Origin of the sequence: Methylomonas sp. ZR1 (assembly GCF_013141865.1) — a bacterium.
GTDB lineage: Bacteria > Pseudomonadota > Gammaproteobacteria > Methylococcales > Methylomonadaceae > Methylomonas.
In genome coordinates, this window is the sequence record NZ_RCST01000001.1 from 4083819 (window position 1) to 4108501 (window position 24683).

The following is a 24683-nucleotide window of genomic DNA, read 5'->3' on the forward strand; positions in this document are numbered from 1 at the left end:
TTCAACATCTTGTTTAGCGTGCGACTTCTGCGAATGGCCGCATTCTGCGCATTGTATTAGCCGACCGCAACGAGGCGGCTCCGGCCAATACACTGCCAAATAGCCAGAAAGCCCCCGGTAGAGGCACGCTGCCGCCGCCTCCGGTTCCGTAGTCGTACCCGTAAACCGATGCACTGGTATTCGCGGAAAAACTTCCGCTCCAACCGTCTTTAAAGACCAAAGCAACAGACAATATATCGTTTTCCGTCACGGCCGCGGAGCCGGTTGACAGGTACTGATTTACATTTTGGTTGACTGACCCGGAGTTTCCGCCATTGTAGTAACTCAAATTGAAGCTTGCCGACGCATTACTTGAGGCCCCCAGGTCCCCCATCAAACTGTAGTTCGCTTCGAAAATTAACAGTCCGCTGCCTTGCACGGTAAAACTGCCGGATCGCTGGCTACTGCTGCTGGCCGATAAGCTTTGATACGGAAAAGAACCGTTTAGAGCGGCATTGGCGTTGATTTGATTAATCGATGTAGCGCTGGAAGCAGATCTGCTATAGGTCGATGTGGACAGTGACTCTGTAGTCGAAGTCCCTGAGCTCCAATTTGCCGCGCTATCATAGGCGTTATTGTAGTAGCCATTATTCACTTGGCTAGTGTCGTACTGATTACTCCAGGTCACAGTTGGCAGGCCATTGCCAATATCAATGGCGGTAATTTTAAAGGTACTCCAGTCAATGACCGCGCTCGCAGAAACCGTCGCCGCCTCAGCAGATTGGGCAAGGCAAAGCGATAGCACCAGAATGCTGAACAGATTAGTCTTAAAGTAAGGTCGCCGAATCGGCTTGGCAAGGTGTTTCATGGTAATGTCTCCATTGATTAACGAGCACAAATTTTCAGCGCACGGCCAAACGGCCAAAAACCGTTGCCATGCTGATCAAGACTAGCTCTTTGCGATAAGCCGCTTATTTAAAATGCTAGTCTTGAGCGTCATTTAACAGCTAAGTTAACCACCGTCAATTACCATAAAAACATAACGGCTTAATCAATGTGCTACGTCAATAAAACTTGAAATTTATAAGCTGGCTTGGAATAAAATCGCCTTTTTATCTACCCGTTCTCGAGATGGTGTAAGCAAGTGACCTCGCTCGCGAGGGATTGACGGCCCGCAAGGTTTTCGATATGAGCCGTCGTTTGTTATCATCCCTGCCTTGACCAAAACACCGGCTATTCACTCCATGCAAATCCAAGCCACGCTGCAAAAACTTCTGGATAAACAAGACCTCAGCACCGAGGAAATGCGCGATGTGATGCGTACCATGATGCAAGGCGAGCTGACCGACGCGCAAATCGCCGGCTTTTTGATCGCGTTGCGTTGCAAGGGCGAGACCATCGAGGAAATCGCCGCGGCGGTCAGCGTATTGCGCGAGTTGGTGCGGCCAGTACCGGTGCACGGTGAACATGTTATCGACACCTGCGGCACGGGCGGCGACGGTGCCAATACTTTCAATATTTCCACCACCGCCGCCTTCGTGGTCGCGGCGGCCGGCGGCAAGGTGGCCAAACACGGCAATCGCTCGGTATCCAGTAGTTGCGGCAGCGCCGATGTATTGGAAGCCGCCGGCATCAATCTGGATAAGCCCGCCGAACAAGTGGCGCAATGCGTCAACGACATCGGCGTCGGCTTTTTGTTTGCCGCCAAGCACCACAGCGCGGTGCGCCACACGGTTGGTCCGCGCAAGGAAATGGGCGTGCGCACCCTGTTCAACCTGATCGGCCCGCTCTCCAATCCGGCCAATGCGCCGCATCAATTGATCGGCGTGTTCGATAAACAATGGTTGGTGCCGGTCGCGGAAGTCTTGAAAAAACTGGGCAGCAAGCATGTGCTGGTGGTGCATGCGCGCGACGGCCTGGATGAAATCAGCATCGCCGCACCCACCGACGTCGCCGAGTTGATCGACGGCATCGTGCACAGCTACACCGTCACCCCGGAACAATTCGGCATGCCGCGCGCCAGCCTGGCAACCTTGTCGATTACTTGCGCAGCCGATAGCCTGGCAATTATGCGCGCGGTATTAAATAATCAAGCCGGCCCGGCCCGCGACATTGTGGCATTAAACGCCGGCGCAGCGATTTATGCCGCCGATTTGGCCGATTCGCTGGATGCGGGGATTCGCCGGGCGCATCAGGTGTTGGCGGATGGGAGTGCGTTGGCTAAGTTTGAGGCGTTGATTGCTTACTCTTGAGCGGCAGCATTTGCCCTATAAATGATGACAATAGGCACACGCCGGCGTAAACTCTATCCATGAAACCGTTTCGCTGGAATCATGAGAAAAATGAACTATTGAAGAAAGAACGCAGCATCTCTTTCGAAGAAATAGTATTGGCTATCGAAGCTGACGGATTGCTGGATGAATTAAGCCACCCCAACCAGGAAAAATATCCCAATCAATTTGTGCTCGTGGTAGCGCTGGATGGTTATGTTTACTTGGTACCTTACGTCGAGGAAGCCAATTATTTTTTCTTGAAGACAGTCATTCCAAGCAGAAAAGCAACCCGAGATTATCTGACCAGGAAAAAACCCAATGATAAAACTTGATGACTTTGAACAAGATCTTCTGACAGCCTATGAACAGGGCGAACTTGAATCGACAAAGCCATCGAAAGCCGATTTGGCTAAATTCAAGACCGCAGCCTTAGCCACCACCATCAAAGATAAACGAGTCAATATCCGATTGTCTTCTCCCGATCTGATGGATATTCAGGCTCGTGCGTTGGAAGAAGGTATTCCGTATCAAACACTGATTGCCAGTGTTTTGCACAAATATGTTTCAGGTCGCTTAGTAGAGAAACCTTCCAGCTTAAATTCTCGTTCAAACCAATAGATTGCCAAATAGTGTTTTTTGGCCTGGCGGGTTGATTCGCTTGATTAGCCGGTCTATTGTCTAGGTCTGGTTTTTCGAACGGTTTGAGAGGTTTACTCAGGTTTATTTATCGATCAAAGCGAGACACTTGATGTCGGAAGTAGTTGAAGTTTTGTGTCGCTATCGCAACGGGTTATTTAGAAGTCGGGTCTCGGCCCGACAGCCGAGATACTTTCGCTACGAAAACCATCCTTGGTTTTCGCCCTACGGGCCAACCTATCGGCTGTTCAAATTCGTTCGAGACGAATTTGTGTTTGGCCAAAAGAAAGTATCCAAAGAAAAAGCCACCCCGATGCCGCTTTGATCCTGCGCACCGGAGAGTTTGGGTAAGTGTTCTGATGTAGGATGCTGCCGACGTTAGGAGGCGCATCGTTCGCGACTGATGCGCTTCACTTTATTTAGCATCTATCAGGCAGTCAGCGCACGTTAACGGGTTAAAATTGTGCAGGAATTGGCGGAGATTTATTTGAGCTTGAATAATTCGAAAAAAATAGAAATATGGCGCAATACCCGTTGGTTGTTGCGCCTTACTGTCTTGTCTATTTTGTCTTTAGTAGTTTCGCCCACGTTTGCCGAAGAACATAGAGTGGCAAGCTGTCATTCTATTGATGTTATAGCAATAATTAAAGAAGCTAGGGATACATATAATTATAGAGATAGGAATAAATTTGGTCTTTATACGGATGTTAGCCAGAAAATTAGTAACTATATTCCACTTGATTGCGATGTAAAGGCCTTAGTGACCGAATTAATTAATGGTGGCTTTGAGCTAAATAGCAACCATCCAGAAATACTTACTGAAATTCATTTGAAAATACCGCTAAGCAAATACGAAAAACAGATTATGTTTTATATAATTTTTGAATATAAAGGTAGTCGAGTGGAGGCATTGAAAGCGATTATACATGCCCCTGTTAGCTATTATTAAAAGGCCGCAAATGCAATAACCAACGGATATTTCGCCTTATCTATACCATAAATTAATACTAAACAAATGGATTGCTGGTGAATTTGGCATCCTGACGGGACCTATTTTTACTGTCAACTTATTAACCTGGATGAAGCGCAGCGAAATCCGAGATAATTCAAGTCGTCAAAACCTCGATTTCGTTTCACTCCATCGAGGCTACATGATTTGCAGAACAAGCGAATTTTAATCAGAGACGGTTTTCTCCCCTATGCCGCGCCGAGCACCGGAGGGTTTGGACGGATCAGCCCGAAGGGGAGCGGCAGGGATGCCGCTCGTTTTTGGAGGGCTATGGATAGCCCTTCCAAAAACCCCGTTCAAACCCTTCGGCGCGCAGGATCAAAGCGGCATCGGGGTGGCTTTTTCTTTGGATACTTTCTTTTGGCCACGCAAAAGAAAGTATCTCGGCTGTCGGGCCGAGACCCGACTTCAAATATAATAGGTCGCTATAGCGACACCACATAAAAATCAAACAATGACAAACGACACACCCGACATCCTAAAAACCATCCTAAGCAAAAAAGCTGAAGAAGTAGCCCGCCGCAAAAGCAATACGCCATTGTCGATGCTGGAAGAATTAGCCGGCACCGTGCAAGGCCCGCGCGGCTTTTATTCGGCGTTGCGCAGTAAAGCGGATCAAAAAAAACCGGCGATCATCGCCGAAATCAAGAAAGCCTCGCCCAGCCAGGGCGTGATCCGCGAGAACTTCAAGCCGGTGGAAATTGCCGTGGATTATGCGTTCAGCGGCGCGACTTGTTTGTCGGTGCTGACCGACAAGGAGTTTTTCCAGGGTTCGGAAGCCAATCTGCAAATGGTGCGGCAAAACTGCCCGCTGCCGGCGATTCGCAAGGACTTCATGATCGATCCGTATCAAATTCACGAATCGCGAGCTTTGGGCGCCGATTGTATCTTGTTGATCGTCGCAGCACTGGACGACGCGATGCTGAAGGAATTGGCCGACACCGCCACCGGCTTGGGCATGGATGTATTGACCGAAGTCCACGACGCGGAGGAATTGGAACGGGCCCTAAAGCTCAACACCAATATGATAGGCATCAACAACCGCAACCTGCGTACGTTTGATGTATCGTTGCAAACCACGCTGGATTTGAAAAACACCATTCCGGTGGACAAGTTGATTGTCACCGAAAGCGGCATTCACACCCCGGCAGATGTGAAGTTGATGCAGGAAAACGGCATTTACACCTTCTTGGTTGGTGAAGCGTTTATGCGCGCCGAATCGCCGGGGCAAAAAATGCGCGAGTTGTTTTTTTAGGTTAACTCTTGGCTTAGATTGATGCCGGCTGCCGATGCTGGAAGCGGCATTCAACCGGGTTTAGGGATAGTAAATCAAAGTATCTACCGGACGACACAGAGCGTCCATGGCGGCGTTCCCACGCGATACCTCACGCCAGCGTCAGCCCCTTCTCCCACCGGGAGAAGGTTGGGATGAGCGGATCAGAATAAAGTTTTTTCTAATTTATCCCCTCACCCTAACCCTCTCCCAGTAGGAGAGGGAACTATTGCTGGTGTCAACATTACCCACCCAATTTAATCGCCCCAAAATACCGCGCCAAATCAATCCGTATCGGCATGAAATAGACATTCAAGCCATTCGCCGCCGCCGAGGCAATCACGCCATTGGCAAATTCGACGTTCCAGTCGTAATCCGGCCGAAAACGCTTCGGAAACTTCACCTTATTTTTCACTTCCCAATAGTTCATGGAGGCCTTGCTGGTGATGGGACTAATGCCGATATAGGTTTCCAGGTCTTGCATATGCTCGGCGTAGATGTCGATCATGCGGCTGTCGTAGAACGGCTGCGAGAAGAACCCGCCGGCGCCGGCATCGACCTTGCGTTGGATGTAATCGCATTCATCCTGAACGCCGCTGCGATGCGGATCGAAGCCGGCATAAATATGTAAACTGGGGAAACGCTGGCGCACGGCTCGAATCAAATCCACCACATCGGTATTGTAAAACGACCGCTTCAGACCTTCCGGTGGATCGCCGGATACCAACAACACGCTGTCCAGGGCATATTCTTCGATGATGCGGTAGAGTTCGCCGCTGTCGATTTTGAAGTCTATCGCCCGAAAATGCGGAATAAAGCGGTATTTGCTCCGATCAACGCGGGTTGCCAATTCCCAGCTGCGGGTATCGAAGCGTTGGATGTCCGGGACATTAATGATGTTGATGCCTTTGTCCAAGGTTTGCACAAAGGCGTATTGCTGGTCGAAAGCCTCTAGGCTGCGCGGTACGATTTCAAACGAAATATTCATCGTGTGGCTGGGTAGTTAAAAGATTTGACGGGAAACGTGCGCGATGCGCAAAGTATGGATTGTAACGCAGTAAAAACAAAGCCCAGCGGGCTTGCTGAACAATTAGTCGGTCCCAAGCTATCGCGGCGAGTGGATTGCCTCTATTATTTTTCGCTTGCGGTGGGGATTTGGCCTGTTTGAACGTCTTACTCAATAACCGCGCCTCTATTCATCGGATTTTTTCTGCCATTCCCGCCCTAATGCCCGCCAAATCTTGCCGCCCGATGTTATGGATTTTGTCAGCTCTATCGGCGCTATGGACCGTTGGCTGCGAAGCGCCCGCGCCTCGGGACCCACATGCTTTGGCTTTTCAGGCACCACCACACTGGAGCAGCAACGGCCATTTTGCCGAAGCGGCCGCAACGAGCTGGTTGGCCGCCTTTAATGATGAGCATCTGACGGGCTTGGTAAGCAGCGGTCTGGCCGATAACTTTGATTTAAAAACTGCCGCGGCCCGGGTCGATGCGGCGCGCGAACAAGCGGTTATCGCCGGATCCGGCCGCTGGCCGCAATTGTCGTTAACACCCGGCTATCAACGCGCAAAGACTAATATAGGTGGCGAAAGCAGCGAATCCGGCGCGTTTACGGCGCTGTTCAACCTGAGCTGGGAACTGGATGTCTGGGGTCGGATTAAGGCCGGACAACAAGCGGCGGAAACCGAAGCCGAGGCCGCCGGGTACGATTATCGCGCCGCGCAACTGTCGTTGGCGGCGCGAATCGCCCAGACTTATTTCGAGTTCAGCGAAGCGCGGCTGCAAGCGGCGGTGGCGGCGCAATCGGTCAAGGATAGAGGCGTGATCGTCGACTTGGTGCGCGGCCGCTTCAACAAGGGTTTGACCCGCGGCCTGGATTTGCGCTTGGTGCTGACCGATCTGGCAAATGCCCAAGCGCAACTGGCGCAGGCTAGAAATGATGCGCAATTAATCGGTAAGCGCCTGCAAACCTTGCTGGGCCGGTATCCGGGTAATGATCCAGCTAAACAAGAATTCGACGCGACATTCCAATTACCGCAGCCGCCGGAAACCTTGAGCGCCGGTTTGCCGGCCGAGCTATTGGAACGCCGCCCGGACGTCATCGCCGCATTCAAACGCTTGCGGGCCGCCGACTCGCGCCTGGAAAGCGCCGAAAAAGCCTTGCTGCCGCGGGTGACGCTAACCGGCGCCGGCGGCTCCAGCAGCGCGGCCTTGACCGAGATCATCGACCCGCGCGCGGCGGCCTGGAATTTAGCCGCCGGCCTGGCCCAGCCGCTATTTACCGGCGGCCGGCTGCAAGGCGAAATTCGCTTTAATGAAGCTAAAGTCCAGGAAGCGTTTAACCAATACCAAAGTGTGGCCTTAAACGCCTTTCGCGAAGTCGAGCAAGCGCTGGCCGCCGAAGCCTGGCTGCGCACCCAGGAACAGGCCTTGCGCGAAGCCGTCGAGCAAACCGAGGCCAGCCGTAAGCTGGCGGTGTATTCCTACCGGCAGGGTTTGATCGAAATCCTGACTTTACTCGACAGCTACCGCAGCACCCTCAATGCGCAAAGCGCTCACCTGGCCGTACAGCGGCAATTATTAAACAATCGTATCAACCTCTATCTGGCATTAGGCGGTGGCGTTTGAATCCGCAAGCACTCAATTTAAAAATCCTGTTACCGATTCTGGTATTGCTGGCGGCGGCCGGCGCGGCCTGGGCGATCATCGCCGGCAAGCCGCAAACCGTTCAGCAGAGCGCCGAACCGACTGTTCCCAAGGTCAATGTGGTTCGTGTCGAGCCGCAAAGCTTGCGACTGAACGTCATGTCCCAAGGCGTGGTCGCGCCGCGCGAGACTATTGACTTGGTCACCGAAGTGGGCGGTAAAGTAGCGCAGGTACATTCGGCGATGGCTGCCGGCGGTTTCTTTGCCGCCAACGAATTGCTGCTGACCATAGACCCGCGCGATTACGATTACGCCATCGTCGCCGCCGAAGCCCAGCTGGCCGAGGCCCAACGGGTCTTGATCAACGAACAGGCGCAAGTAGAGCAGGCACAGAGCGAATGGCAAGCATTGGGCGAAGGCGAACCTACTGCGTTGGCGCTACGCAAGCCGCAACTCGCCGAGGCGCAAGCCAAGCTCAAGGCCGCCGAAGCCGATCTGGCCAAGGCCAAACTCAATCGCAGCCGCTGCGAATTGAGGGCACCGTTTGCCGGGCGGGTGCTCAGCAAGCAAGCAGGCTTGGGTCAATATCTGCCATCAGGCGCAGTGATAGCACGGATTTATGCCAGCGATGTCGCCGAGGTACGTCTACCCATAAGCACCGAGCAACTGGCCTTTTTGGAGCTGCCTTTGGGGCAACATGGCAAGACCGGCCACTGGCCGGCGGTGACTTTGCGCGCGGAACTGGCCGGCAAACCGCATAGCTGGCAAGGCCGCATCGTCCGCAGCGAAGCGGCGCTGGACGACAACAGCGGCCAGCTTTATCTGGTCGCGCAAGTCGCCGAGCCGTTCCGGGAAAGCGCGGATAGGCCGCCCTTGCTGAGCGGATTATTCGTGCAAGCCGAGATCGAAGGCGTGTTCCGGGAAGGTTTGTTTAGCTTGCCGCGCACGGCTTTGAACGGCTTGCAACAAGCCAAATTGGTCGACGCCGAGCAACGCTTGGAAATCCGCCAGCTGCAAGTGCTGCGCCACGACGCCGAGCGTGTCGTCGTCAAGGCCGGATTAAATCCCGGCGAGCGGGTAGTGGTGTCGGAATTGCCGGTGGCGGTGGCCGGCATGAAAGTCACCGCAGTCGAAGCGCAGCCTGACGCTGCCCCATGATGCCCACCAACCAGCGATTGGGTTTATTGGCTTGGTTCGCCGGCAATCCGGTCGCGGCCAATCTATTGATGCTGCTGATTCTGACCGGCGGCGTGCTGGGTGTGCTCGGTATCGATAAAGAAGTATTTCCGCGTTTCAGCCCTAATATCATCGTGATCGAAGCTGTATTCCCTGGCGCTGGCCCCTCGGAAGTCGAGGAATCGGTATGCGTACCCATTGAGGAAGCGATCCATGATGTACCGGGCGTTAAACATCTGCACGCCGAGATTAGGGGCGATAACTGCAAGATCGAAGTTGAAATTCTGCCGGACCATGACCGAAACCAGATGATGGCAACCCTGCAAAGCCGGGTGGAAGCTATTCCGCGCCTGCCGAAACAGCTGGAAAAAATCCAGGTGTTGCCGGCTGGCCGGGACGACGACGACGGTGTGATCTGGCTGGCCTTGCACGGGGCCACCGATGCCGCCACCTTGCAACGCTACGGCGACCGGATTCAGGAACAACTAGCGGCGATTCCGGGCGTCAGCCGCGCGCGTAACTACGGTGAGCTGGCCTATGAAATCGACATCGAAGTGTTGCCGCACCAATTACGCAAATATCAGCTGACGCTGGACGACGTAGCACAAGCCTTGCGTAAGGCCTCGGTCGATCTGCCGGGCGGCCTGATCAAGAATCCCGACGGCGAGTTGCAACTGCGAGTCAGCGGCCGGGCCCGCGATGCCGACGCCGTCGGCGCGTTGATCCTCAAGACTTTGCCGGACGGCAACCGGGTGCGGCTTGAGCAAATCGCCACCATCAAAGACGGCCTGGAAGAACGCTTATGGGCCTGGCATCACAATGGCCAAACCGCGCAGGGTTGGGAGATTCACGCCGAACAGGACAGCGTGGCGGTGGCGCGGCGCGTCAAAGCGTATGTCGAAGAAATGCGCGGGCAATTGCCGGACGGCTTGCGTCTGATTACCTGGTGGGACGATTCACAAGCTTACGACGAGCGCATCGGCACGCTATTGGAAGATGGCTTGAGCGGCTTTGTGCTGGTCTGTTTGGTGCTGACCTTGTTCTTAAGGCTGCGGGTGGCGCTGTGGGCCGGCGTCGGCATTTTTACTTCGGTGCTGGGTGCGTTTTGGCTGATGCCGGCCCTGGATATTTCCTTGAATATGCTGTCCTTATTCGGTTTCTTGCTGGCGATGGGCATCTTGGTGGACGACGCCATCATCATCGGCGAAAGTGTGCATAGCCGGCAGATAGAAGGCCGGTATTCGCCGCTGCAAGCTACGATAAAGGGGGTACAGGAGGTAGCGCTGCCGGTGAGCCTGTCGGTATTAATCGTACTGGTAGCGTTTTTGCCCGGCCTATTTTTACCGGGTTGGGCAGGGCAACTGATGCGGCCGATTTGCCTGGTGATGATCTTGACGCTGGTGTTCTCGCTAATCGAAGCCTTGCTGATTTTGCCGTCGCATCTGGTCGGCGACATCGATACCCAGGCCAAACCCGGCCGTTTACAACGCTTGCGCGAGCGAATGAATCAGAGCTTGGATCGTTTCGTCGTGCGTGTTTACCAGCCGCTGTTGGAAACGGCACTGGCTTGGCGCTATTTGACCGTGGCCTTGTTCATCGCCCTGCTGGCAATTTGCACGGCCTTGGTGCTGAGCGACCGGGTGCGGCAGTCGATTAATCCGGACGTCACCAAGGATAGTTTTTGGGTATCGATGCAATTGCCGCAGAGTGCGCCTTACAGCGAGGCTCAAGCACTGGCAACCCAAGTGGAAAAAGCCCTGTTTGCTTTACGCGACGAACTGGACGGCGTGGATCCAGCAGGCCGGCAAAATATGCACGCCGCTCATGCCAACGACCAGAGTGTGATCGTCGGTGTGGAAACGATTATTTGGGAGCATGGCGCCGGCATTTGGTTGGAGTTTTCGGCAGAAGGCCGCCGGCGTTTGAAAGTTGAAGACTTCATCCGCGACTGGCGGCAACGTATCGGCGATATTGGCCGGGGCAAGGTGGATTTTATTTATAAAGAAGGCGATGTGCCTTACGACATCGAGTTGCTGCTGGGCGCCGGCGACCCAAGTCTGCTGCAACCCGCCGCCGAGCAACTCAAAACGGCATTGGCGGCGTTTCCCGGGGTTTACGATGTGATCGACTCGTCCGAACCGGGCAAACCGGAAGTACGGCTGGCGTTAAAGCCGGAAGCCGAACGCCTGGGCTTGCGCCTGGAACAACTGGCCGAGCAAGTTCGCCAGGGTTATTACGGCGAGGAGGTACACCGCTTCCTGCGCGGCCGCCGCGAAGTGAAAGTGATGGTGCGCTATCCTCTGGAACAACGGCAATCGCTGGATGCGTTGAAGGCGCAACCGGTGCGCCTGCCGAACGGCAGCAGCGTACCGCTGAACGATCTGGCCGAGATCAAGCTGGTGCAAGGGTATTCCCGGCTGAATCGCGAAGACCGGCATCGGGTATTGAAGGTGCAGGCCCGCGTCGATCCGACCAAGGCCGATGTCAACGGCATTTACGCCGAGCTGGAGAACAGTGCCTTGCCGCGTCTGGAGCAGGCGTTTCCCGGCTTGAATGTGCAAATCGGCCAACAGCGCCAGGAACAGGAAGCGATGCTGGCGGCCTTCGGTAAAAATACCTTGATCGCGCTGTTGGTGATCTATGCTTTGATCGCGGTGCCGTTTAAATCTTACAGCAAACCGCTGATCTTTCTGCTGGCCGCGCCGGTGGCCTGGAGCGGCGCGGTGCTGGCGCATTGGGCGGCCGGACTGCCCTTGTCGATGGAATCGTTAGTAGGCATGATTGCGGCTAGCGGCGTGGTGGTAAACGACAGCCTGGTGCTGCTGGATTATATTCGTCAGCACGGCGACGAGGATAGCTCGGTGGAACACCTGATCAGCGCCGCCTGTATCGCCCGTTTTCGGCCGATCTTGCTGGCCTTTCTAACCAACTTTGCCGGTTTTTTGCCGACCTTACTGGAAACCAGCCAGCAAGCGCAGTTCCTGATTCCGATGACTTTGTCGCTGTCGGCCGGTCTGTTGATCGGCATGGCAGCCAGCTTGATTTTGACGCCGGTTTGTTATGCGATTTTGGGGGCCAGACGGTAGGTGGTATCGATGTAAAAACCAAAGCGGTAAGTTTGGCCTGATACATTGGTGGCGGGGGTTTTTGGCAGGTAGCGATGTTGCTACCGCTTACTAAATTAGCGGCGGATTCGCGTTGTAAGACAATCCTATCAAGCCGGTGTTATGCTGCGAGGTACGGTGGCAGTGACGGGTATTTTCATTTACTAAAACATAGCTTTAGGGAGGTCTGAAAACATTTGTCATCGTTGTGTATGCGCGGATCTAGTAAGGTGATTGCAAAGGGCCCGCGCTTTCAGGGGAGGGGCGCTTAGGTGTTATTATGAGTTACCTTGGGAAAGGTCGGCGCCGTTCAGTTTTTTCCGTTCTTTTTAAAATAGCCACTCTGATCTCAGAATTTTTGGACACATTGTTCTTTACTTTGTCGTCAGTATTACTCGCCTGTGCCTGCCGATTTTGAGAATGGGTACAGTGATCTTTCCATACACGGGAGTCCACCATGAACAAACAGACATTCATCGCATCCGCCGTCATCACTACCTTAGTGGGTTGCGCCACGCCGCCGATTGAGCAGAAAGCGACCATCGAAAATGATTTGAGTACCGAATTACCCGCTTCAGCCGCCGGCATATCTGCAGAGCCACTGTACTTTTCTTCGCAACAAGAAGCCGAAAGCGCTTTGATCGGTTATAACTACGGGCTGACCCTGCTTGCCGATGGCCGGGTTCAAGCATTTGTCTCGGGTTTAAACGGGTCGGGCATGGAAAACCCATTCGACGTGGTCAGGGCAAAATCGCAAAGTTCATCAGCCAAGATTACCGACCTGGCCGAGGCGGAAACTGAAATGGCATTTCCGCAAATTACCCTAACAGGCAAAAAGAACGGTCAGGCAGCTATCGACGCATTGGGCGACAAGCTGGGGGATGTGGCTAAAGCCTACGACATGTCCAGCGAACGCCTGGAAGATATATTGCGCACCGATGCGTCCGCCTGGATCGATGAAAGCGGCCGCCTGCTTTATATCGACGAGCATACCAAAATCACTCAAGGACAAGGCGAGCAAGAAACCGCCACGGTCACCAGCACAGGTAGCGGCGTAGCCAGTACGGCAACTGCCGACCCATTCGCCCTGCACAGCAAGCCTGATTCCAATCGGGTTATTTATTTGGACTTCAATGGCCACGTCGCAACCAACACGGCCTGGAGTATGACTACGCTTACCGCTCAAGCCTATGATATAGATGGCAACCCGGGCGCTTTCAGCACTACGGAATTAAATAACATTCGGGAAATATGGCAACGGGTAGCGGAAGACTACGCCCCCTTCGATGTTGACGTGACGACCCAGGAGCCCACTTTGGATGCCTTGAGGCGCACTAGCACCAGTGACATTCAGTACGGCACTCGAGCCGTGGTTACCCGGTCTATGCCGGAACTTTGCAACCAAACTTGCGGCGGCGTCGCTTACGTTAATGTGTTTTCATATTATTCAGCCGCCTACCCGGAACGCTATCGGCCCGCCTGGGTATTCTTCGACAAACTGGGCAACGGTTATCCCAAATATGTTGCAGAAGCTATTTCACACGAAGTAGGGCATAACTTAAACCTCAATCATGATGGCAATGCCAGCACCGGCTACTATGCCGGCCATGGTAGCGGTACTACCGGCTGGGCGCCGATCATGGGGGTGGGCTATTACAAACCTGTCGCACAATGGAGTAAAGGCGAGTATCCGGGCGCCAACAATCTGCAGGATGATCTTGCAGTAATAAACGCTGCGGGTGCTTCTGTGCGGCCCGATGACTTCCCTGACACAACTGCCAGTGCGGCACCATTAGCCGGCGACGCCAGTGCGGTTTCACAAAGTGGCATCATCGAGCGCACAACGGACGTCGACGTTTTCGTATTTTCAACCGGCGGGGGCAGCGCGCAGTTGAATGTTACACCCGATGCAATAGCGCCCAATTTGGATGTGTTGTTAACGTTAATTGACGCGCAAGGCAAAACGGTGGCCCAAGCCAATCCGGTGGACAGCTTGGCGGCATCCTTAAACGTCTCGCTCAACGCCGGAAAATATTTCCTGAAAATCGAAGGAGTAGGCAAAGGCGACTTAACTACGGGTTACTCTGACTACGGCAGCCTTGGTCAATACCAAATTACCGGCAATTACCCGGTTGTAGCTTTGGTGCCACCCTCAGCGGTGATCACGGCCCTGCCAACTGTCGGCGACGCTCCGCTTAATGTTACGTTGAATGGTGCCGGCTCAAGCACTAAAAACGGCTCGATCTCTTCATACGCCTGGAATTTCGGCGATGGTTCTGCGGCAACTACTGGCACATCGGTCAGCCACATCTACAATACCCCAGGCGCCTATACCGCAACACTAACCGTTACCGATAGCAGCGGTTTGAAAACCAGCACCACACAAAGTATTCAGGCGGCGCAAAGTGTCGTAGCGATGAATATGAAAGTTGCCAGTACCGTGATGACTCGAAAATTGTTAAGCGGAGGTAAATCGCAATGTGTCGCCAACATTACCGTTAAATCCGGAACATCGACCATTACCGGTGCCGGCGTTTATGGTACTTGGAGTGGCTCAGTCACCTCGGGCACCAGCAAAACTAATGTGACCGGGGCAAGCTATTCCATTACCGGTACAAAGGGCTCGACCAGTTTGAGCAGTGCCCTGTTACCTAGCAACAGCAAGGGTACTTGCGCGTTCACCGTCACCAAGGTAGTTAAAAATGGCTACTTGTACGATGGTAGTGGCGCTATTTCACGCAGTTTGTCCTGGTAATTTAATGCTCGGGGGCGGCTGGTTCTTGGCCGTCCCCGACGTATTCCGGAGTTGTCCCGGTTGACGATAATTCATCCGAAATCTGGATAACCTTAAAAACATTGCCGCTCCCGCTTACATCCCCTAGCGGCTTATCCCTCCTCTCCCAAAAGCTTCTATTGCCCTGCTCAACAACAAGCCCGCAAATAGTCGGCTCTGCGTCGTCATGTAAACTGCCAAAGACGCGCAACCCCCTGCCGCGCTAAAATTCCCCTATTGTGCGGCGTCGCACCCAGCCAACTTTTGACCATCATGCTCAATTTCAAAAACATCGCCATCCGTCGCGGCAACCGTTTGCTGTTTAGCGAGGCCTCTTTCACGATACATAAAGGCCAAAAAATCGGTCTGACCGGAGCCAATGGTGCCGGCAAATCCAGCCTTTTTGCATTATTGCGCGGCGAATTGCATGCCGACGAAGGTGATTTTTCCATGCCGCCGAATCTGGAAATTGCTCATGTCGCCCAGGAAACCCCGGCCTTGGAATGTTCAGCCATCGACTACGTACTGGACGGCGACAGAGAGTTACGTGCGTTGCAGGCAAAATTACATACGGCCGAACAAGCCCACGACGGCATAAAATTAGCGGAGCTACATGCCGCTTTGGATCATGTCGGTGGATACACGGCGCAAGCTCGGGCCTCGCGTTTGTTAAACGGTCTGGGGTTTAGCACCGAGCAAGAAAGCCGGCCGGTCAGCTCATTCTCCGGTGGTTGGCGTATGCGTCTAAATTTGGCGCAAGCGCTGATGTGTCGGTCCGATGTTTTACTTTTGGACGAACCCACCAACCACTTGGACTTGGACGCAGTGATTTATCTACAGGATTGGCTCGGCAAGTACCCCGGCACGCTGCTGTTGATTTCCCATGACCGCGATTTTCTGGACACCATCACCGACCACATCGTGCATATCGAGCAAAACAGAGCCGAAATATACACGGGCAATTATTCCGACTTCGAACGCATGCGCGCCGAAAAACTGGCCCAACAGCAAACCGCCTACGAAAAGCAGCAGCGCGAAATTGCCCATATCCAAAGTTTTGTCGACCGGTTTAAAGCGCAAGCCACCAAAGCCAGACAGGCGCAAAGCCGGATCAAAGCGTTGGAGCGCATGGAATTGATCGCTCAGGCTCATGTCGATTCGCCGTTTGGTTTCAGTTTTCCGCCGCCGAAGAAAATGCCCAATCCACTGCTGAAAATTGAAGAAGCCGACATCGGCTACGGCGATAAAGTAGTGATTAAAAACGCCAGCCTGTCGATTGCGCCAGGCGACCGCATCGGCCTGCTCGGACCCAACGGCGCCGGCAAGTCCAGCTTGATCAAAGTACTTTCCGGGCAAATGCCGGCATTGACTGGTAAGCTACAAACCGCTCAGGATTTGCATATCGGCTATTTCGCTCAGCATCAATTGGAATTGCTAAGCCTGGAAGAAAGCCCGCTCTGGCATCTGCAAAAGCTGGATAAACAAGCGACTGAAAAAGATTTGCGCAATTTTTTGGGCGGCTTCGATTTTCGCGGCGACAAGGTCAACGATCCGGTCGGACCGTTTTCCGGCGGCGAAAAAGCCCGCTTGGTACTAGCCATGTTGGTTTATCAAAATCCGAATTTGCTGCTGTTGGACGAACCGACCAACCATCTGGATTTGGAAATGCGCCACGCGCTGAGCGTGGCTTTGCAGGAATACCAGGGGGCTCTGGTTGTGGTTTCGCATGACAGGCATTTACTGCGTTCCGTGACCGACCAACTGTTATTGGTGGCCGGCGGCAAAATCCAGCCGTTCGACGGGGATTTGGACGATTATAAGCAATGGCTTGCCGAACAAAAGAAAGCGGGCGACGAACCGGTCGCCAACGACAATGGCGGCGGGGTGTCGCGCAAGGATCAGCGTAAACTCGATGCGGAGCGCCGGCAGCGTTTAAAGCCATTGTTGGACGCGGTGAAAAAAGCCGAAGCGGCAGTGGAAAAGTTTCATCAGCAACAGCGCGATCTGGAAGAACAATTGGCCGATCCGGCCATTTATGCCGAAGAATATAAGGAACAATTAAAGCAGTTACTGAGCCGGAAAGGCCAAATCGATAGCGCGCTGGAACAGGCAGAAATGGATTGGCTGGCAGCGGAGGAAAACCTACAACAAGCGGAGTGATCATGTACCAACTGATGGTGTTGTTTTTTGAGATTTGCATTATGCGCAAAGGCCCGCAGGATGTGCCGGCGTCGCCTTGGTTAATGCGGCTGATGTTCGTACCCTATTTGCTGGTTAATCTATTGATTTTGCTGCTGGATAGCGATTGGTCGCATGCCCTGCTGCAAATTGCCGCCGAGACGGTGTTGATGATAGGTTTCTGCTATCCGCTACTCTATTTTTCCGGGAAAACCGCCCGTTTTCCGCAAACTCTGACGGCATTACTGGGTTCCGATGTGGTGATTAGTCTGTGCGCCATTCCGGCGGTCGCCAGTCTGTATACCCAGATCAGTCAGGTGGCATATATCGCGATGATAGCTCTGATGGGCTGGCATTGGCTGGTTAACGGCAATATTTTTCGGCATGCCCTGGATAGGCCGTTGATGTTCGGCTTGGCGTTGGCTTTTTTATATATACTGATTTCCACACAGGTCATGACTTTGTTGTTTACCGAGATCGCTGTTAGCGATTAGGAGGAATTATGTCGATTTATAAACATGTTTTATTGGCGGCCGATTTTTTTGAACATGGCGGTCAAGTTGCGGAAAAAGCCAGGCAAATGGCCGCGCAAAACGCTGCCCAACTGAGCTTGGTACATGTGGTCGATAATTTGCCGATTACCGATCCGGCCTATGGCCCCATCATTCCCTTCGATGTGGATCTGACCCAGGAACTGATGGATGCCACCAAGAAACGCCTGCACGAGCTGGGCGAAAAACTGAATGTCCCCGCCGAACGCCAATATTTGGAAATGGGTAGCCCCAAATTGGAAATCGTCCGGGTAGCCGAAGAAAATCAGGCCGATTTAATCGTCGTAGGTTCTCATGGCCGTCATGGTTTTGCCTTGTTGCTAGGTTCGACTGCCAACGGGGTGCTGCATCACGCCAAATGCGACGTACTGGCGGTGCGCTTAGCGGATGATTGAGCTGGTTTTAGGCGGCGCCCGTTCCGGTAAAAGCCGCTATGCCGAGCAACAGGCCTTGGCCTCCGGCCTGCCCGTGGTCTACATCGCCACCGCTGAAGCCGGCGACGACGAAATGCACAGCCGCATCCAGCACCATCAACAACGCCGGCCGTCGCATTGGTTAACCGTTGAAGAACCCATCGCCTTGGCGGATGTGATTAACGAATATGCCGGCAAACAACATTGCTTGCTGGTGGACTGTCTGACGTTGTGGTTATGCAATGTGTTGTTCGATAAACAAGGCAATCTGCAAGAACAGCGCTATCAGCAACAAGCCGATGCCTTATGCGCCGTACTGGCGGCCGGCAGGCAACGGGTGATTATGGTCAGCAACGAAGTGGGCCTGGGTGTCGTAGCCGCCGACGCCACGACGCGCCGATTCGTCGATGAAGCCGGCTTTTTACATCAAAGACTCGCGCAAATCAGCGACAAGGTGGTGCTGGTCACCGCCGGTTTGCCGCAAATCCTCAAAACCCTGTAATTTGATTATGAACAGTTTATCCGCGCCGATTGCCGCGCCTGATGCCGCTTATTACCAACAAGCTTTAAGCAGGCAAGCGCAATTAACCAAGCCGCCCGGCTCCCTAGGGTTGCTGGAGGATTGCGCGGTCAGGTTGGCGGCGATGCAGCGCCGGGCAATGCCTAAACTGGAAAAAATCCATATCAGCGTATTTGCCGCCGATCACGGCATTGCCGAGGAAGGCGTCTCGGCATTTCCGCAAGTGGTAACGATGGAAATGGTCAAAAACTTCGCGGCCGGCGGTGCCGCGGTGAATGTGCTGGCCCGGCATGTCGATGCCTATTTCGAAGTCGTCGATGTCGGTCTATTGCAGCCAATGGCCTTACCCAATGTAATCAGCCATCGAGCCGGTGCCGGCACCGCCAATTTCTCCCGGACAGCGGCGATGAACGACGAACAGTTAACTATCGCCTTGGCCGCCGGCCGGGCTGCCGTCGAGCGGGCGGTGGCGAACGGCGCCGATTTGTTTATCGGCGGGGAAATGGGCATCGCCAATACCACCAGCGCCAGCGCTTTGGCGGCCGCCAGTTTGCGGATACCGGCCGCCGAGATTACCGGTGCCGGCACCGGTTTGAACGCTGGACAAATCGACCACAAAGCCGGTGTTATCGACTCGGCCTTGCAGCACCACCAAGCTGCTTTGCAGACGCCTTTGGATATTTTAAAAACCTTGGGCGGTTTTGAAATCGCCGCTCTCACCGCAGCCTATATCAGCGCCGCCCAGCAAGGTTTGCCGGTGTTGATAGATGGCTTTATCAGCAGTGTCGCGGCGTTGCTGGCGGTGGGAATCAATCCCGGCTGCGTGGACTGGTTTTTTTACGGCCATTGTTCTGCGGAAAAAGGCCATGCCCGCATCCTGCAAGCCTTGAACGCTCAGCCGTTGTTGAATCTACAGATGCGCCTGGGCGAGGGTAGCGGCGCGGTGTTGGCGGTACCCTTACTGCAAATGGCCTGTCGTTTACACAATGAAATGGCCACATTCAGTCAAGCGCAAGTCTCTACTGCCTGAAATAGGTTTTACGTTGGCAATCTGCGTCAGGCGCAATGGCGGGGCCTTGGGCTTTCCCGTATCATTAGCCGCGAAAAATAAGCTGGGCTGACGTCGAGCTTGCTTTGCGACCGGCAACTGTCCTAACGGCAGGTGCACATAATAATAAAAACATACAACTGATTTGGTAAACAACATGCTAGGACACATAGAAAGTTACGATGAAAGATGCCAGACCGGCGTGATCAAATACGAAGGTCAATTCTACGAATTCCACCTGGATCAATGGACATCGGAAGCGCCGCCCAAAGTCGGCGACGATGTAGATTTCGATCACGACGAAGATAAAGTCACCGACGTCAGCCTGGTCGGCGCATATTTGATGGAAGCCAAGCCAGTCAAAAGCAAGTTGGTCGCGGCTTTGTTGGGGATTGCGTTCGGCGCGATCGGCTTGCATCGCATTTATCTGGGCTTCTATTTCCTCGGCTTCACCCAAGCCGTAGTCACGCTGGTTACCGGCGGTTTTGGCGTCATGTGGGGCTTCATCGAAGGCGTGTTGATTGCAACCGGCCATATCTACAAAGATGCCAAGGGACGTCATCTTAAATAATCGTGGATGCTTTTCTGCTTGCCTTGCAATTCCTGACCCGCATACCTGTTAGCTGTCGTGACGCGGCTGGCGCTCCCTTGCTGGGGCGTTCGGTTTTGTACTATCCAGCGGTCGGCCTGCTACTGGGTGTTCTCCTAAGCCTGCCGCCGATACTGTTTGCCGGCAGTGCGCCCATGCTGTTGGCGGCTATCGTCTTGACCGGCTGGGTATTACTGACCGGCGGCCTGCATTTGGACGGTTTGGCCGATTGCGCCGATGCTTGGGTCGGCGGCTACGGCGACAAACAGCGTAGCCTGCAAATCATGAAAGACCCGGCCTCCGGGCCGATTGCGGTTAGTTTGCTGGTGCTGGTTTTAGTCCTGAAGTTTGCTGCACTGACCGCCATGTTCGAGCAAACTCGCCTCGCCCCCTTGCTGCTGGCCCCGGTTTTAGGCCGAACCGCAATTCTGGGTTTGATGCTGACAACTGACTATATTCGCCCAAAAGGCCTGGCCGAGGCACTATTGCAACAATTGCCAAGAGCGCATATCCAAGCGGTGTTGGTGATTAGCGTCCTGACTGCCGCGGTGTTTTTAGGTTTACCGGCTGTACTGTTCGCCGGTGGTGTACTATTTTGGGTACGGCAAACCGCGGTCTCGCGCTTGGGCGGGGTAACCGGCGACGTTTACGGTGCGGCGGTCGAGCTAACGGAAGCCGCCGTGCTAATGGTTGCCATGCTGCAATGACACAGCAATCGCCGCGTTCGCCGGCAACTCCCGAGCACAAATCTGCACCGCAAGACGCCTCTGCCGCGCACCGCTTCCCTGACCAACAACTCGCCGGCGTCTATCGTGCCATCGCCGAACGCCGCGATATGCGGCATTTTCTTTCCGATCCGGTCGATGCCGAAGTCTTGGCTCGTCTGTTACAAGCCGCGCACCAGGCCGGTAGCGTCGGCTTAATGCAGCCTTGGCGCTTTATCCGCATTACTGATCGCCGCATACGTAACGATATTTACGCGCTGGTCGAACAGGAACGCAAACTTACCGCCGAAGCCCTCGCCGAACGGCACGACGAATTCATGAAGCTTAAAGTGGAAGGCATACTCGATTGCGGCGAATTGCTGATCGTCGCTTTACCTGATCGACGCGAGCAACACATTTTCGGCCGCCGGACCCTGCCGGAAATGGATCTGGCCTCGGCGGCCTGCGCGATTCAAAACCTGTGGCTGGCGGCCCGCGCCGAAGGCCTGGGACTGGGCTGGGTATCGCTATTCGATCCGGGCGCATTGGCGCAACTATTGAAAATGCCTACCGGCAGCCGGCCGATTGCGGTGCTTTGTCTGGGCAATGTCGCCGAGTTTTATTCCAAACCCATGTTGGAACTGGAAAACTGGGCAACGCCGCAACCTTTATCGGCGTTTGTCTATGAAAACGGCTGGCCCGATGCATCCTAAACCGCCTTTCCAGGCCCTGATGGTGCAAGGCACCACCTCCGATGCCGGCAAAAGTACCTTGGTGACGGCCTTGTGCCGTTATTACCGGCGTCAAGGCATCGCCGTCGCGCCATTCAAACCGCAAAACATGGCATTGAATAGCGCGGTAACCATAGACGGCGGCGAGATCGGCCGCGCCCAAGCCGCGCAAGCCGCGGCCTGCGGTTTGCCGCCGCACAGCGATATGAATCCAGTGCTGCTCAAGCCCAATACCGATACCACCGCGCAAGTGATTATTCACGGCAAAGTCCTGCAAAACCAATCGGCCAGCCAATACCACGATTATAAAAAAGTCGCCAAGCAAGCGGTTCTGGAATCATGGCAACGCTTGGGCGCTCAGTACCAGATGCTGATCGTCGAGGGTGCCGGCAGTCCGGCCGAAATCAATTTGCGCGCCGGCGACATCGCCAACATGGGCTTTGCCGAAGCAGTGGATTGTCCGGTGATTCTGATCGCCGATATTGACCGTGGCGGCGTGTTTGCCCACTTGGTCGGCACACTGGAATTGCTATCAGCAAGCGAACAACAGCGCGTGATCGGTTTTGTCATCAACCGTTTCCGGGGCGATATTGCGTTGTTAAAACCCGGCTTGGATTGGCTGGAACAGCGTACCGGCAAGCCGGTGCTGGCCGTGCTACCGTATCTGCAAGATCTTTATCTGGAAGCCGAAGATGCTTTATCCACTCGGCATGCCCAACAAGGCCAAACCGGCGCGTTTCATATCGTCGTGCCGCATTTGCCCAGCTTCAGCAATCATACCGACTTCGATCCATTGCAATTGCACCCCGGCGTTCAGGTCAGCTTTGCGAAAAGTCCGGACCAAGTTGCCGGCGCAGACTTGATTGTGCTGCCCGGCAGTAAATCGGTGCGTAGCGATTTAGCGCGTCTTAGAGAGCAAGGCTGGGACAAATTTATTGCTCGCCATTTGCGTTACGGCGGCAAACTGCTGGGGATTTGCGGCGGCTTTCAGATGCTGGGCAAAAGCATAGACGACCCACTCGGACTTGAAGGTCCGGCCGGTAGTGCTGCCGGTCTGGATTTGTTGGATATGCAGACGGTTTTGCAAGCGGAAAAATGCTTGAAACAAACTTCCGGCACGTTTTATGGGCAAGCGACACAGGTGGCGGGCTACGAGATTCATATGGGTGTCAGTAGTGGTCCGGCGCTGGCAAAACCCTTATTTTCGCTAGCGGATGGTCACGATGGCGCCGTTTCGGCAGACGGGCAGGTAGCGGGCAGTTATCTGCACGGTTTATTCGATTTGCCCGCCGCCTGCGATGCGCTGTTGCATTGGGCAGGCTATCGGCAAGCGCAAGCCCTGGATTTCAACGCAGTGCGCGAAGCCGGCATCGAGCGTCTGGCTGATTGTCTGGCAACACATTGCAATTTCACCTTGCTGGAAGCGTTAGCGGCATCTACCCGACAAGCTTGCTGACGCTCAGCCATTGCGGCGAATGGCTGAAATATGTGCCATTTCCGACAGCGGTTTTTTTGCATAACCCCCTTTGTTTGATTAAGGCTGTTGCCGTTTTAACTGGGCAACCAAATAAAAGCGCAGGCCAAAGCGGCAATAACCCCTAGTCGCCATCCGGCTCGACAATGCGTATCGGCCGATCCCCAATCTTTATCCCGGTGACCTCATCCACAAGCACCGGTCTGATTTCCGCCCCCGTTTCGGCATCCAAGATGCGCACCAGTTGGCCCTCGCCACGATATTGACGTCCCCAGGCACCCATCGTGAACAGCACCGGCAGAAAATCGCGGCCTGCGGCAGTCAACACATACTCCTCGCGCGGCGGGCGCTCCGAATAAAGTCTTTTTTCCAACAATCCTTCTTCCGTTAGCGTCGTCAATCTTCGGGTCAGGATCGCGGGTCCGATACCCAGATTTTTCCGAAACTGGTCAAAGCGGGTGAGGCCGAAATGGGCGTCCCGCAGAATCAAAAGACTCCATGCGTCGCCCAGAAAAGCCAAGCAGCGCGCGATTGGACAAGGGTCATCACAAATATTTTTATCGTTCATACAATTTTGGTAGTGACTTGATTTCAAATTGGTAGTAACATGACTACCGAAATGATAGTAACACTTAGATGATAGACAATCCACCCCGCAAGGAGATTTGAGTTATGAGTATTAAGCAAAATATTAGTGTCGCGCTGGTTACCGGCGCATCGTCGGGCATCGGCGAAGCAACCGCTCTGCGACTGACCGCGGCTGGCTACAAGGTCTATGGAACCAGCAGACGGGGCGCCGTCCAAACGGGTCAACGTTCTTTTCAGATGCTGTCTCTCGACGTGACTAGCGATGCCTCCGTCGAAGCCGCCGTTAGCGAGGTGATACAACGGGAAGGCCGCATTGACCTGCTTGTGAACAACGCAGGCTTCGGGGTTGCGCCTGCTGGCGCGGAAGAAAGTTCGATCGAACAGTCCCAGTCGGTTTTCGATACGAACTTTTTCGGTATCGTCCGCATGACTCGCGCCGTTACACCCCATATGCGGCGCCAAGGCAGCGGTCGTATCATCAACATCGGCTCCGTGCTTGGCGTATTGCCGATGCCGTATATGGCCATTTATGCCGCGAGTAAGCACGCGATCGAAGGCTATTCGGAATCGCTAGACCACGAGTTGCGTACCAGAGGCATCCGAGTCTCCGTCATCGAGCCCGCATACACAAAAACGAAGTTTGACGCGAACCTACTGGCGCCCGATTCGCAGCTTGAGGAGTATCACGAAACCCGCGCGGCCTTGGACAAGGTGCTGGAGGAAGTGATGGCGATTGCCGACGAGCCGAAAGTCGTGGCCGATGTTGTGCTGAAAGCAGCCAGAGCGGCTCGCCCGAAGCTCCGATATACCGCCGGCGGTCTCGCTAAGCGCTTGAGCTTACTGCGCAGATTTGCGCCTGCTCGCATGGTGGACGCAGGGCTCCGAAAAGATCTGCGGCTCGACGCAATAAAAAAACCACAACTGTCATGAAGGCGTTTGTCGTCCAGCGTTATGGAAACAAAGTCGCATGACGGATAAGCGAAATATCCGAGCCCAAACTGGTCAATATCGAAGTACTG

General features: G+C 54.2%; 22 protein-coding genes. 19 read left to right on the plus strand and 3 right to left on the minus strand.

Translation table 11 applies throughout. The annotated features are described in order from the left end of the window. Positions 1-13: 13 nt before the first annotated feature. Positions 14-847 carry a hypothetical protein gene (locus tag DDY07_RS18515; protein WP_171696945.1) on the minus strand — a complete coding sequence of 278 codons (834 nt, stop codon included), beginning with the start codon at positions 845-847 and terminating at the stop codon, positions 14-16. 376 nt (positions 848-1223) lie between these two features. Here DDY07_RS18515 and trpD point away from each other — a divergent pair, with 376 nt between their 5' ends. The 5 genes from trpD to trpC all read left to right on the plus strand — a co-directional run bounded on the left by trpD (position 1224) and on the right by trpC (position 5152). Further along, on the plus strand, positions 1224-2231 hold the full coding sequence (gene trpD, locus DDY07_RS18520; RefSeq protein WP_171696946.1) for an anthranilate phosphoribosyltransferase: 1008 nt from the start codon (positions 1224-1226) through the stop codon (positions 2229-2231). A gap of 59 nt (positions 2232-2290) precedes the next feature. Then, positions 2291-2584, plus strand: a complete 294-nt coding sequence (locus tag DDY07_RS18525; protein WP_171696947.1) for a BrnT family toxin — start codon at positions 2291-2293, stop codon at positions 2582-2584. Beyond that, positions 2571-2870, plus strand: a complete 300-nt coding sequence (locus DDY07_RS18530; protein ID WP_171696948.1) for a hypothetical protein — start codon at positions 2571-2573, stop codon at positions 2868-2870. Before DDY07_RS18525 ends, DDY07_RS18530 begins: the two co-directional genes overlap by 14 nt. Before the next feature lie 505 nt (positions 2871-3375). After that, positions 3376-3837, plus strand: a complete 462-nt coding sequence (locus DDY07_RS18535; RefSeq protein ID WP_171696949.1) for a hypothetical protein — start codon at positions 3376-3378, stop codon at positions 3835-3837. Between the two features lie 514 nt (positions 3838-4351). Beyond that, complete coding sequence (gene trpC, locus DDY07_RS18540) at positions 4352-5152, plus strand: indole-3-glycerol phosphate synthase TrpC (protein WP_171696950.1); 801 nt, start codon at positions 4352-4354, stop codon at positions 5150-5152. 262 nt (positions 5153-5414) lie between these two features. Here the strand turns inward: trpC and DDY07_RS18545 are convergent, their stop codons facing one another. Further along, entirely contained in the window at positions 5415-6158 is a 744-nt protein-coding gene (locus DDY07_RS18545; RefSeq protein WP_171696951.1) for a methylenetetrahydrofolate reductase, read from the minus strand. Between the two features lie 263 nt (positions 6159-6421). Between DDY07_RS18545 and DDY07_RS18550 the strand changes: the two genes are divergently transcribed. From DDY07_RS18550 to DDY07_RS18610, 13 genes are all read left to right on the plus strand, one after another. Beyond that, positions 6422-7798 carry an efflux transporter outer membrane subunit gene (locus DDY07_RS18550; protein ID WP_253734535.1) on the plus strand — a complete coding sequence of 459 codons (1377 nt, stop codon included), beginning with the start codon at positions 6422-6424 and terminating at the stop codon, positions 7796-7798. Further along, a complete protein-coding gene (locus tag DDY07_RS18555; protein ID WP_171696953.1) occupies positions 7795-8973 on the plus strand; it encodes an efflux RND transporter periplasmic adaptor subunit in 1179 nt (392 codons plus the stop codon). The genes DDY07_RS18550 and DDY07_RS18555 overlap by 4 nt, the downstream gene beginning before the upstream one ends. Continuing rightward, positions 8970-12077, plus strand: a complete 3108-nt coding sequence (locus tag DDY07_RS18560; protein ID WP_171696954.1) for an efflux RND transporter permease subunit — start codon at positions 8970-8972, stop codon at positions 12075-12077. Before DDY07_RS18555 ends, DDY07_RS18560 begins: the two co-directional genes overlap by 4 nt. 475 nt (positions 12078-12552) lie before the next feature. Next, positions 12553-14850 (plus strand): PKD domain-containing protein, encoded by a 2298-nt coding sequence (locus tag DDY07_RS18565; RefSeq protein ID WP_171696955.1) that lies wholly within the window; start codon positions 12553-12555, stop codon positions 14848-14850. 291 nt (positions 14851-15141) lie between these two features. Next, positions 15142-17028 (plus strand): ATP-binding cassette domain-containing protein, encoded by a 1887-nt coding sequence (locus DDY07_RS18570; RefSeq protein WP_171696956.1) that lies wholly within the window; start codon positions 15142-15144, stop codon positions 17026-17028. A gap of 2 nt (positions 17029-17030) precedes the next feature. Further along, positions 17031-17540, plus strand: coding sequence for a hypothetical protein (locus DDY07_RS18575; protein WP_171696957.1), 510 nt, complete (start codon positions 17031-17033; stop codon positions 17538-17540). Between the two features lie 8 nt (positions 17541-17548). Then, positions 17549-17992, plus strand: a complete 444-nt coding sequence (locus DDY07_RS18580; RefSeq protein ID WP_171696958.1) for a universal stress protein — start codon at positions 17549-17551, stop codon at positions 17990-17992. After that, a complete protein-coding gene (gene cobU, locus DDY07_RS18585; protein ID WP_171696959.1) occupies positions 17985-18512 on the plus strand; it encodes a bifunctional adenosylcobinamide kinase/adenosylcobinamide-phosphate guanylyltransferase in 528 nt (175 codons plus the stop codon). Before DDY07_RS18580 ends, cobU begins: the two co-directional genes overlap by 8 nt. 7 nt (positions 18513-18519) lie before the next feature. Then, positions 18520-19560: a nicotinate-nucleotide--dimethylbenzimidazole phosphoribosyltransferase gene (gene cobT, locus DDY07_RS18590; RefSeq protein ID WP_171696960.1), complete on the plus strand. Its 1041-nt coding sequence runs from the start codon at positions 18520-18522 to the stop codon at positions 19558-19560. 175 nt (positions 19561-19735) lie between these two features. Then, positions 19736-20149 (plus strand): TM2 domain-containing protein, encoded by a 414-nt coding sequence (locus DDY07_RS18595; protein ID WP_033157528.1) that lies wholly within the window; start codon positions 19736-19738, stop codon positions 20147-20149. Between the two features lie 2 nt (positions 20150-20151). Then, a complete protein-coding gene (locus DDY07_RS18600; protein WP_171696961.1) occupies positions 20152-20874 on the plus strand; it encodes an adenosylcobinamide-GDP ribazoletransferase in 723 nt (240 codons plus the stop codon). After that, positions 20871-21584: a 5,6-dimethylbenzimidazole synthase gene (bluB, locus tag DDY07_RS18605; protein WP_171696962.1), complete on the plus strand. Its 714-nt coding sequence runs from the start codon at positions 20871-20873 to the stop codon at positions 21582-21584. The genes DDY07_RS18600 and bluB overlap by 4 nt, the downstream gene beginning before the upstream one ends. Further along, positions 21556-23058, plus strand: a complete 1503-nt coding sequence (locus DDY07_RS18610; protein WP_171696963.1) for a cobyric acid synthase — start codon at positions 21556-21558, stop codon at positions 23056-23058. The genes bluB and DDY07_RS18610 overlap by 29 nt, the downstream gene beginning before the upstream one ends. Before the next feature lie 142 nt (positions 23059-23200). Here the strand turns inward: DDY07_RS18610 and DDY07_RS18615 are convergent, their stop codons facing one another. After that, positions 23201-23644, minus strand: coding sequence for a helix-turn-helix domain-containing protein (locus DDY07_RS18615; protein WP_171696964.1), 444 nt, complete (start codon positions 23642-23644; stop codon positions 23201-23203). A gap of 104 nt (positions 23645-23748) precedes the next feature. Between DDY07_RS18615 and DDY07_RS18620 the strand changes: the two genes are divergently transcribed. After that, on the plus strand, positions 23749-24594 hold the full coding sequence (locus DDY07_RS18620) for an oxidoreductase (RefSeq protein WP_171696965.1): 846 nt from the start codon (positions 23749-23751) through the stop codon (positions 24592-24594). Positions 24595-24683 lie beyond the last annotated feature (89 nt).

Coding starts and splice junctions, on each gene's coding strand:
- bluB (WP_171696962.1), top strand. CDS start 20,871: ATGACACAGCAATCGCCGCGTTCGCCGGCAACTCCCGAGCACAAATCT.
- DDY07_RS18610 (WP_171696963.1), top strand. CDS start 21,556: ATGAAAACGGCTGGCCCGATGCATCCTAAACCGCCTTTCCAGGCCCTG.
- DDY07_RS18615 (WP_171696964.1), bottom strand. CDS start 23,644: ATGAACGATAAAAATATTTGTGATGACCCTTGTCCAATCGCGCGCTGC.
- DDY07_RS18580 (WP_171696958.1), top strand. CDS start 17,549: ATGTCGATTTATAAACATGTTTTATTGGCGGCCGATTTTTTTGAACAT.
- DDY07_RS18575 (WP_171696957.1), top strand. CDS start 17,031: ATGTACCAACTGATGGTGTTGTTTTTTGAGATTTGCATTATGCGCAAA.
- DDY07_RS18525 (WP_171696947.1), top strand. CDS start 2,291: ATGAAACCGTTTCGCTGGAATCATGAGAAAAATGAACTATTGAAGAAA.
- DDY07_RS18560 (WP_171696954.1), top strand. CDS start 8,970: ATGATGCCCACCAACCAGCGATTGGGTTTATTGGCTTGGTTCGCCGGC.
- trpD (WP_171696946.1), top strand. CDS start 1,224: ATGCAAATCCAAGCCACGCTGCAAAAACTTCTGGATAAACAAGACCTC.
- DDY07_RS18530 (WP_171696948.1), top strand. CDS start 2,571: ATGATAAAACTTGATGACTTTGAACAAGATCTTCTGACAGCCTATGAA.
- DDY07_RS18565 (WP_171696955.1), top strand. CDS start 12,553: ATGAACAAACAGACATTCATCGCATCCGCCGTCATCACTACCTTAGTG.
- DDY07_RS18550 (WP_253734535.1), top strand. CDS start 6,422: ATGTTATGGATTTTGTCAGCTCTATCGGCGCTATGGACCGTTGGCTGC.
- DDY07_RS18595 (WP_033157528.1), top strand. CDS start 19,736: ATGCTAGGACACATAGAAAGTTACGATGAAAGATGCCAGACCGGCGTG.
- DDY07_RS18515 (WP_171696945.1), bottom strand. CDS start 847: ATGAAACACCTTGCCAAGCCGATTCGGCGACCTTACTTTAAGACTAAT.
- DDY07_RS18545 (WP_171696951.1), bottom strand. CDS start 6,158: ATGAATATTTCGTTTGAAATCGTACCGCGCAGCCTAGAGGCTTTCGAC.
- cobU (WP_171696959.1), top strand. CDS start 17,985: ATGATTGAGCTGGTTTTAGGCGGCGCCCGTTCCGGTAAAAGCCGCTAT.
- DDY07_RS18620 (WP_171696965.1), top strand. CDS start 23,749: ATGAGTATTAAGCAAAATATTAGTGTCGCGCTGGTTACCGGCGCATCG.
- cobT (WP_171696960.1), top strand. CDS start 18,520: ATGAACAGTTTATCCGCGCCGATTGCCGCGCCTGATGCCGCTTATTAC.
- DDY07_RS18570 (WP_171696956.1), top strand. CDS start 15,142: ATGCTCAATTTCAAAAACATCGCCATCCGTCGCGGCAACCGTTTGCTG.
- trpC (WP_171696950.1), top strand. CDS start 4,352: ATGACAAACGACACACCCGACATCCTAAAAACCATCCTAAGCAAAAAA.